General features: G+C 56.1%; 9 protein-coding genes. 3 read left to right on the top strand and 6 right to left on the bottom strand.

The genetic code is table 11. The features are described from left to right. Positions 1–303: cell division protein FtsB (gene ftsB, locus JHD74_RS17225; RefSeq protein ID WP_199063164.1), on the bottom strand; the 303-nt coding region annotated here is incomplete at its 3' end. 443 nt (positions 304–746) lie between these two features. Between ftsB and JHD74_RS17220 the strand changes: the two genes are divergently transcribed. From JHD74_RS17220 to JHD74_RS17210, 3 genes are all read left to right on the top strand, one after another. Next, positions 747–1,517 (top strand): basic amino acid ABC transporter substrate-binding protein, encoded by a 771-nt coding sequence (locus JHD74_RS17220; protein ID WP_065687025.1) that lies wholly within the window; start codon positions 747–749, stop codon positions 1,515–1,517. Positions 1,518–1,602: 85 nt separating this feature from the next. Further along, on the top strand, positions 1,603–2,370 hold the full coding sequence (locus JHD74_RS17215) for an amino acid ABC transporter permease (RefSeq protein ID WP_024485716.1): 768 nt from the start codon (positions 1,603–1,605) through the stop codon (positions 2,368–2,370). Next, complete coding sequence (locus tag JHD74_RS17210) at positions 2,354–3,076, top strand: amino acid ABC transporter ATP-binding protein (RefSeq protein WP_074032422.1); 723 nt, start codon at positions 2,354–2,356, stop codon at positions 3,074–3,076. The genes JHD74_RS17215 and JHD74_RS17210 overlap by 17 nt, the downstream gene beginning before the upstream one ends. A 560-nt stretch (positions 3,077–3,636) precedes the next feature. Here JHD74_RS17210 and JHD74_RS17205 read toward each other — a convergent pair. From JHD74_RS17205 to cysG, 5 genes are all read right to left on the bottom strand, one after another. After that, positions 3,637–3,954, bottom strand: coding sequence for a DUF3561 family protein (locus JHD74_RS17205; RefSeq protein WP_074032400.1), 318 nt, complete (start codon positions 3,952–3,954; stop codon positions 3,637–3,639). Between the two features lie 88 nt (positions 3,955–4,042). Continuing rightward, positions 4,043–4,666, bottom strand: coding sequence for an adenylyl-sulfate kinase (cysC, locus tag JHD74_RS17200; RefSeq protein WP_199063165.1), 624 nt, complete (start codon positions 4,664–4,666; stop codon positions 4,043–4,045). Beyond that, complete coding sequence (cysN, locus tag JHD74_RS17195; RefSeq protein WP_199063163.1) at positions 4,662–6,092, bottom strand: sulfate adenylyltransferase subunit CysN; 1,431 nt, start codon at positions 6,090–6,092, stop codon at positions 4,662–4,664. The genes cysC and cysN overlap by 5 nt, the downstream gene beginning before the upstream one ends. Before the next feature lie 12 nt (positions 6,093–6,104). Next, entirely contained in the window at positions 6,105–7,013 is a 909-nt protein-coding gene (cysD, locus tag JHD74_RS17190; protein WP_024485711.1) for a sulfate adenylyltransferase subunit CysD, read from the bottom strand. A 10-nt stretch (positions 7,014–7,023) separates the two neighbouring features. Beyond that, positions 7,024–8,454 carry a siroheme synthase CysG gene (gene cysG / locus JHD74_RS17185; RefSeq protein WP_199063162.1) on the bottom strand — a complete coding sequence of 477 codons (1,431 nt, stop codon included), beginning with the start codon at positions 8,452–8,454 and terminating at the stop codon, positions 7,024–7,026. Between the last annotated feature and the right edge of the window lie 91 nt (positions 8,455–8,545).

Genomic DNA, 8,545 nt, shown 5'->3' with positions numbered 1-8,545 from the left:
CTGTGTGGCAGACGCCGCGTTGCGCCCGGAAGGTTCAGGAACCAGACGATAGAAAGTCTCGCCGGGCTTGATCATGCCCAGTTCATTGCGTGCGCGTTCTTCTATCGCTTCCTGACCGCCGTTCAGGTCGTCAATCTCGGCAAACAGCTGATCGTTACGCGCTTTCAATTTGGCATTGTTGCTCTGCTGAGCCACAACGTCATCATTGACCCGTACATAATCGTGAATACCATTCTTCCCCAGCCACAGCGAATACTGTAACCAGCCAAGCAGCGCCAGCAATAGCAGCGTCAGTTTTCCCATCTCCGCCCCCTAAAAAAAGCGCTTAATCATCCCACAACTTGCCGTTTGACTCCACAGCAGCGGCGGCTTTTCATCTGCCGCCATCAAGCGTAATCAGAATTTCCTGAGTTTAGCGCCTGATTGTCGCCTGAAAGTGGCATTAAATCCAGGTGGCCGCAGGCAGCATGGATCGACAGGCACCGCATGCTGCTGCATACATCGACATCATGCACACATCGTCGCCCCACATCAGTATGCAGTAAGAATAACTGGGCTGAGGGTATTTTTACCGACATTTAAGCCAGTTTTTAAATAATTATTCATATTTAACACTGTTAGCATTTTCATCATCAGGTAGGGGTTGTGTTTTTATTCATGTAAGTTTATTTTTATGCATCTAAAGTGCATAAATAAATCCAATGTATAACCTTTACTTAACGACTCAACTTATTCGGGGATTGCTCATGTTAAAACGTCTCGTGCTGATTAGTGCCTGCCTGGCGGCCACTTTTTCCGCGGCCTCCTTTGCCGCAGAACCGACGTATGTTGTCGGCTCCGGCGGTACCTATCGTCCGTTCGAATACGAAAACAGCAAAAAAGAGCTGGAAGGTTTTGATATCGATGTGATCAAGGCCGTCGCCAAAGCGGAAGGTTTCCAGGTGAAGCTGGTAAATACGCCGTGGGAAGGCATCTTTGCCACCCTGAACTCTGGTGACCGCGACATCATCATTTCCGGCATCACCATTACCGACAAGCGCAAGCAGATGGTCGACTTCTCTACGCCGTACTTCCCGGCAGAGCAGGCTATCGTAGTCCCTAAAGAGTCTACGGTAGACTCCATCGACGCGCTGAAAACCCTGAAGGTGGGCGTGGTTAACTCCAGCACCGGCGACATCGTGGTTTCCGACGTCTTGGGTAAGAACAGCACCTCCATTAAGCGTTTTGATAATACCCCGCTGCTGCTGCAAGAGCTGTATGAAGATGGTATTGGCGCGGCCGTGGGTGACGTTGGCGTGGCCAAATTCTATATCAAGACCCACCCGGAGAAAGAGTTCAAGCTGGTGTCAGACGCCAAGTTTGAGCGCCAGTATTTCGGCATTGCGGTGGCCAAGGGCAACGATGAGCTGCGCAACAAGATTAACAGCGGCCTGAAGAAAATCATCGCCGATGGCACCTACGCCAAAATCTACCAGACCTGGTTCGACAGCAACGTCCCTACGCTGCCAGCAGAATAAACCGGCTGTAAATAGGGGCGCAATTGACTGTGCCCCTACGTATCAATGACCTGCAAGTTCGCACTACCACCGTAAGGATTCTATTTTGTCAGCATTCCGTTGGGAGATCATTGAGGAATACGCTCCGCTGTTTATGGAGGGTGCCTGGATGACCATCAAATGTACCATCATCTGCGTGATCCTGGGCACCACTTGGGGGCTACTCCTCGGCTTAGGCCGCCTGGCGCAGGCACCGCACGGCATCTGGAAACCGATCCTGCACTATTGCGTGCAATGGCCGGTGCGCATCTACATTAGCGCCTTCCGGGGCACGCCGCTGTTTGTGCAAATCATGGTGGTCCACTTCGCGTTGGTGCCGCTGTTTATCAACCCGCGTGACGGCCTGCTGGTCAGCAACGGTTTGATGAGCGTCGACTTCGCGCGCGCATTGCGTTCCGATTACGGTGCCTTCCTGTCTTGCGTAGTCGCCATCACGTTGAACGCCGGTGCCTACGTCTCGGAGATCTTCCGTGCCGGGATCCAGTCGATCGATCGCGGCCAGATGGAAGCATCGCGCTCGTTGGGAATGGGCTACGGCAAAACCATGCGTAAGGTGATCCTGCCGCAGGCCTTCCGCCGCATGCTGCCACCGCTCGGCAACAACGCCATCGCCATCGTCAAGGACTCGTCCCTGGCCTCCGCGATTGGTCTGGCGGATCTGGCTTATGCCGCGCGCACCGTTTCCGGCGCGTACGCCACCTACTGGGAGCCCTATCTGACTATTTCAGTGATCTATTGGATCATCACCTTCCTGCTCTCGCTGATGGTGCAACACATGGAAAAAAGGTTCGGTAAAAGTGATTCGCGTACATAACCTGCAAAAACAATTTGGCGAAGCCCACGTGCTGCGCGGGATCTCCTGCCAGATCGCGCCGAAAGAAGTGGTGTGTATTATCGGCCCATCCGGCTCCGGTAAAAGTACCTTTCTGCGCTGTATCAACGCGCTGGAAACGCTTTCTGGCGGTGAGATCGACGTTAACGGCTTTGCCATTCACGACCAGAAGACCGATCTGAACAAGATGCGTGAAAGCGTGGGCATGGTATTCCAACGCTTTAACCTGTTCCCGCACATGACGGTGTTGGAAAACATCATCATGGCGCCGATGGAGGTGAAAAAACTGTCCCGCAGCGAAGCCATTGAACGTGCCGAGGTGCTACTGAATAAAGTAGGCCTGCTGGACAAGATCGATGCCTATCCCAGCAGCCTGTCCGGCGGACAGCAACAGCGTGTTGCCATCGCCCGCGCATTGGCGATGGAACCGCAAATCATGCTGTTTGATGAGCCTACCTCGGCGCTGGATCCGGAGTTGGTCGGTGAAGTGCTGGCGGTGATGAAAGCGCTGGCCCTTGAAGGCATGACGATGGTGGTGGTAACCCACGAAATGGGCTTCGCCCGTGAAGTGGCTGACCGGGTGCTGTTTATCGATCAGGGGATCATCCAGGAAGAAGGCACACCGGAGCATATCTTCAGTAACCCGACCAATCCGCGTACCCAGGCATTTTTAAGCAAAGTTTTGTAACCTTCGGCATCTCTTGGACGCATGTTCCCCTCACCCCAACCCTCTCCCACAGGGAGAGGGAGCTGGCCCAGTGCAAGGGGCAGGCACCGAAGCCAATCTTTCGCTTTGACCTGATTCGGGGTCTAGGTAGACACAAACTCAATCTGTGGCACATGCTGTCCCCTCTCCTGGGGGAGAGAGAGTTGGCCCAGTGCAAGGGGCAGGCACCGAAGCCAATCTTTCGCTTTGAGCTGATTCGGGATCTAGGTAGACACAAACTCTATCTGTGGCACATGCTATCCCCTCTCTTGGAGGAGAGGGAGTTGGCCCAGTGCTAGCGGCAGGCACCGAAGCCAATCTTTCGCTTTGAGCTGATTCGGGGTCTAGGTAGACACAAACTCAATCTGTGGCACATGCTGTCCCCTCTCTTGGGGGAGAGGGAGTTGGCCCACTGCAAGGGGCAGGAACCGAAGCCAATCTTTCGCTTTGAGCTGATTCGGGATCTAGGTAGACACAAACTCAATCTGTGGCACATGCTGTCCCCTCTCCTGGGGGAGAGGGCTAGGGTGAGGGCGTCTGGATTACCAACCGCTCAGAAAGCTGAACACCAGCCAGAACAGACAAATGACGGTGATACCAGTCAGCAGCAGTGTGAGGAACAAACGCCCGCGCAGCACCACGCTGAAGACGATACCCAGCAGCACGGAAGCTGGCATCAAAGCCAGGAAAAATGGCCAGGTATAGAGAAGGAAAAACAAGGTGTTAGAGCCGTAAACCAGAAAAGGCACGGTAAACGCCAACCAATAGAAGACAAAGCCGCTGGTACCGCCCAAAAACGAATATGAGGGTTCCTCTGGCTCGAGTTGGCTATCAATCACTAGTGGCGTGGCATTTTGCATAGCGTTCCCTGGTCTATTGGCTCGCTCTGCGGCGACTTGCTAGAGTAAAAAGCGCGTGGCTTGATCACGCCACGCGCTTTTTGCGAATTCAGGGTTTGATAATAGCCTGACCACGCAGCAGGTCTAACAATTGCGCGGTCAAATTTGTTACCAATTGTTCACCATTAAGCCGGATATCCGGCCGTTCCGGCGCTTCATACACCGAGTCGATACCGGTGAAATTACGCAGTTCACCAGCGCGGGCCTTTTTGTACAATCCTTTCGGATCGCGAGCCTCACAAATCGCCAGCGGGGTGTCGACAAACACTTCGATAAACTGCCTCTCTGCCAACATTTCCCGCACCATCTGCCGTTCAGCACGGTGCGGTGAGATAAATGCCGTCAACACCACCAGCCCGGCATCCACCATCAGTTTCGCCACTTCACCCACCCGGCGGATGTTCTCACGCCGATCGTCGTCGGAGAACCCCAAGTCGCGGCACAGGCCGTGGCGCACATTGTCGCCATCCAGCAGATAGGTGCTGACCCCCAACTGGTGCAACGCCTGTTCCAATGCCCCGGCCACGGTCGATTTCCCCGAACCAGACAGGCCGGTAAACCACAGCACCACGCCCTGATGATCGTTCGCGGCTTCACGCTCCGCACGCGTTACCGCATGCGGGTGCCACACGACGTTGTCGTCTTTCGCTAACTCAGCCTCGGCCACGTTAATTCCCCTTCAGCAGGTCACGCGCACCCCAGTGTGGGAAATGCTTGCGTACCAAGGCATTCAGCTCCAGTTCAAAGGCGCTGAAATTGCCCACCGTTGCCAGATTATCCTGCTGCAAAGCTTCGCGGATCAACCCCGCGCCAACCGTGACGTTAGTCAAACGATCGATAAAGATCAGGCCGCCGGTATCATGATTCTGTTGATAGCTGTCCAGCACCAGCGGTTCGTCGAAGGTCAGCTCCACCAGCCCAATGCCGTTCAAAGGCAACACATCGGCCTGATGCTGCGACAGCGAGTTAATCTCCACCTGATGGCGAATGCTCTCAACGCGGGCGCGGGTTTTCTTCCCGGCTACCTTGATGTCGTAGCTTTGGCCCGGCAACAGCGGCTGTTCTGCCATCCATACCACGTCTGCCAAGGCACTTTGCGTGGCCTGTAAGGTTTCGCAGGCATCCACCAGCAGGTCGCCCCGGCTGATATCGACTTCGTCTTTCAGCACCAGCGTGATCGCTTCACCCGGCCCCGCCTCCTGCAGATCGCCATCAAAGGTCACGATACGCGCCACGGAGGATTCAACGCCAGACGGCAGCACCTTGATGCGCTGGCCCACGCGGACCACACCGGCAGACAACGTACCGGCATAACCGCGGAAATCGAGATTCGGGCGGTTGACGTATTGTACCGGGAAACGCAGCGGCTGATGTTCACGCTCGCTGATCACATCCACGCTTTCCAACACTTCCAGCAGCGTCGGGCCGCTGTACCAAGGCATCTGTGTGCTCTGGGTAGCGACGTTGTCCCCGTCCAGTGCCGACAACGGGACGAATTTAATCTCCAGGTCGTTGGGCAACTGCTCGGCGAAGGTCAGGTAGTCCTGTTTGAACTGTTCAAACACCGCCTGGCTGTAATCCACCAAGTCCATTTTGTTCACCGCCACCACCAGATGGCGAATGCCGAGCAATGTAGCAATGAAGCTGTGGCGACGGGTTTGGTCCAGCACGCCCTTGCGCGCATCGATCAGCAGGATCGCCAAGTCACAGGTCGAAGCACCGGTAGCCATATTGCGGGTGTACTGCTCGTGCCCCGGCGTATCGGCGATGATGAATTTGCGCTTTTCGGTCGAAAAATAGCGGTAGGCCACGTCGATGGTAATGCCCTGCTCACGTTCTGCCTGCAGGCCATCCACCAGCAAGGCCAGATCGAGCTTCTCCCCTTGGGTGCCGATGCGTTTGCTGTCGGTATGCAAGGTTGAGAGCTGATCTTCGTAGATCTGGCGGGTATCGTGCAGCAAGCGGCCAATCAGGGTACTTTTGCCGTCGTCCACGCTGCCGCAGGTCAGGAAGCGTAGCAGGCTCTTGTGCTGCTGCGCGTGCAGGTAGGCTTCTACCCCGCCCTGTTCGGCGATTTGTTGTGCAATAACGTTGTTCATTCCGGCGGCTCCTTAGAAATACCCTTGGCGCTTTTTCAGCTCCATCGAACCGGACTGATCGCGGTCGATCATGCGGCCCTGACGTTCGCTGGTGGTGGAAACCAGCATTTCCTCGATGATCTCCGGCAACGTCTGCGCAGAAGAATCCACCGCGCCGGTCAACGGCCAGCAGCCGAGGGTACGGAACCGCACCATACGCTGGCTGATCACCTCACCCGGTTGCAGATCGATACGATCGTCATCCACCATCATCAGCATGCCGTCGCGTTCCACCACCGGACGTGGTTTGGCCAGGTAGAGCGGAACGATGTCGATCTTCTCCAGGAAGATATATTGCCAGATATCCAGCTCGGTCCAGTTCGACAGCGGGAACACGCGGATGCTTTCGCCCTTGTTGATCTGGCCGTTATAGTTGTGCCACAGCTCTGGACGCTGGTTTTTCGGATCCCAACGGTGGAAGCGATCGCGGAAAGAGTAGATACGCTCTTTGGCGCGGGATTTCTCTTCGTCACGGCGTGCGCCACCGAAAGCAGCATCAAAGCCGTATTTGTTCAGCGCCTGCTTGAGCCCTTCGGTTTTCATGATATCGGTATGCTTGGCGCTGCCGTGGACAAACGGGTTAATCCCCATCGCCACCCCTTCCGGGTTTTTATGGATCAGCAGCTCGAAACCGTACTCTTTGGCGGTACGATCGCGGAATTGGTACATTTCGTTGAATTTCCAGCCGGTATCCACATGCAGCAGTGGGAACGGCAGCGTGCCCGGGTAGAACGCCTTGCGTGCCAGATGCAGCATCACCGAGGAGTCTTTACCGATGGAATAGAGCATCACCGGATTGCCGAATTCGGCGGCCACTTCACGGATGATATGGATGCTCTCCGCCTCCAATTGCCGCAAATGAGTGAGTCGTTTTTGGTCCATAACAGATCCTTTAAGCCAAATTCACGACGGCCGGGCGCGCTGCCACTGCCGTCTGCGATTGATGCCCAAACCAGGCGATTTGATGATGTAATTCCACCACTTCACCGATCACCAGCAGCGCCGGTAACGGGGCCTGCCGAGTTAATTGTTCCAGCTGTTGCAAGGTGCCAGTCTGCACCTGTTGATCGGCCCGCGTGCCCCGGCTGATCACTGCGACTGGCGTATCCGCATCGCGACCATGGGCGATCAGGTTGCGGCTGATATCCGCCGCCTTCATGGTGCCCATGTAGATCGCCAACGTCTGACGCGCCCGCGCCAAAGCGGGCCAATCCAAGCCGTCGTCATCGTCACGGCAATGGCCGGTAATAAAGGTCACGCTTTGGGCGTGATCGCGGTGCGTTAGCGGAATACCTGCATAGGCCGTAGCCCCTGCGGCAGCGGTTACGCCCGGCACCACCTGGAAGGGGATCCCGGCAGCGGCGGCCACCTGTAACTCTTCGCCACCCCGGCCAAAGATAAAGGGATCGCCGCCTTTTAACCGCACTACCCGTTTGCCCTGCTGCGCCAGTTCCACCAGCAACCGATTGGTCTCTTCCTGGATCACCGAGTGCGCGCCCGCGCGTTTGCCCACGCAGATACGCTCGGCGTCGCGACGCACCAAATCCAGCGTCTCTTCGCTCACCAGGTGGTCGTAAAGCACCACGTCAGCCTGCTGCATCACCTGCAGCCCGCGTAGGGTTAACAAACCGACATCGCCCGGGCCTGCCCCAACCAGTGCGATCTCACCTTGCGCCCCCTCATTACCCTGTGCAAAAGCCGTTAAATCCTGTTCCAACTGCTGCTGCGCCTGATCCGTCTGACCATTCGCCACCAAAGTCGCGAAACGGCCATTGAAGGTTTTCTCCCAGAAACGGCGTCTGGCCCCGATGGAAACCAGCCGTTGCTTCACTTTGCCACGTAACCCTCCGGCCAGTTCCGCCATCTTCCCCAGGCTGGCAGGCAGCAACGCCTCCAGCTTCTCACGTAACATCCGAGCCAATACCGGTGCCTGGCCGCTAGATGACACGGCCACCACCAGCGGTGAGCGATCGATAATCGACGGGAAAATAAAGGAGCAGCGCGGTTGGTCATCCACCACGTTGGCCAACACGCGGCGCTTATCCGCTTCGGCATACACCTCGGCGTTCAGCGCGCTATCATCGGTAGCGGCAATTACCAGAAAGACGTCGTCTAACTGCTGCGGCACAAAGTTCTGCCCCAGCCACTCAACGCGTCCTTGCTGGTGTTGGTGCTCCAGCTCCGCTAAGAGCGCCTGCGCCACGATCCGCACTTCGGCCCCTGCGCGTAGCAGGAGGTCAACTTTGCGTGCAGCCACTTCGCCGCCGCCAACCACCAGCACCGGGCGTTGTTTCAGGTCGGCAAATATTGGTAGATAGTCCACAACGGCCTTTTCATATAACAGATTGATAGGGTGACTATACGGCGTGCGATTTGCCCCCTGAAATGACGAAAAGGCATGAGATGTTCTTAAA

It is taken from the genome of Serratia sp. ASV30 (genome assembly GCF_016428815.1).
Taxonomy (GTDB): domain Bacteria; phylum Pseudomonadota; class Gammaproteobacteria; order Enterobacterales; family Enterobacteriaceae; genus Chania; species Chania fonticola_C.
This window is presented reverse-complemented; position numbering and strand designations above follow the sequence as displayed.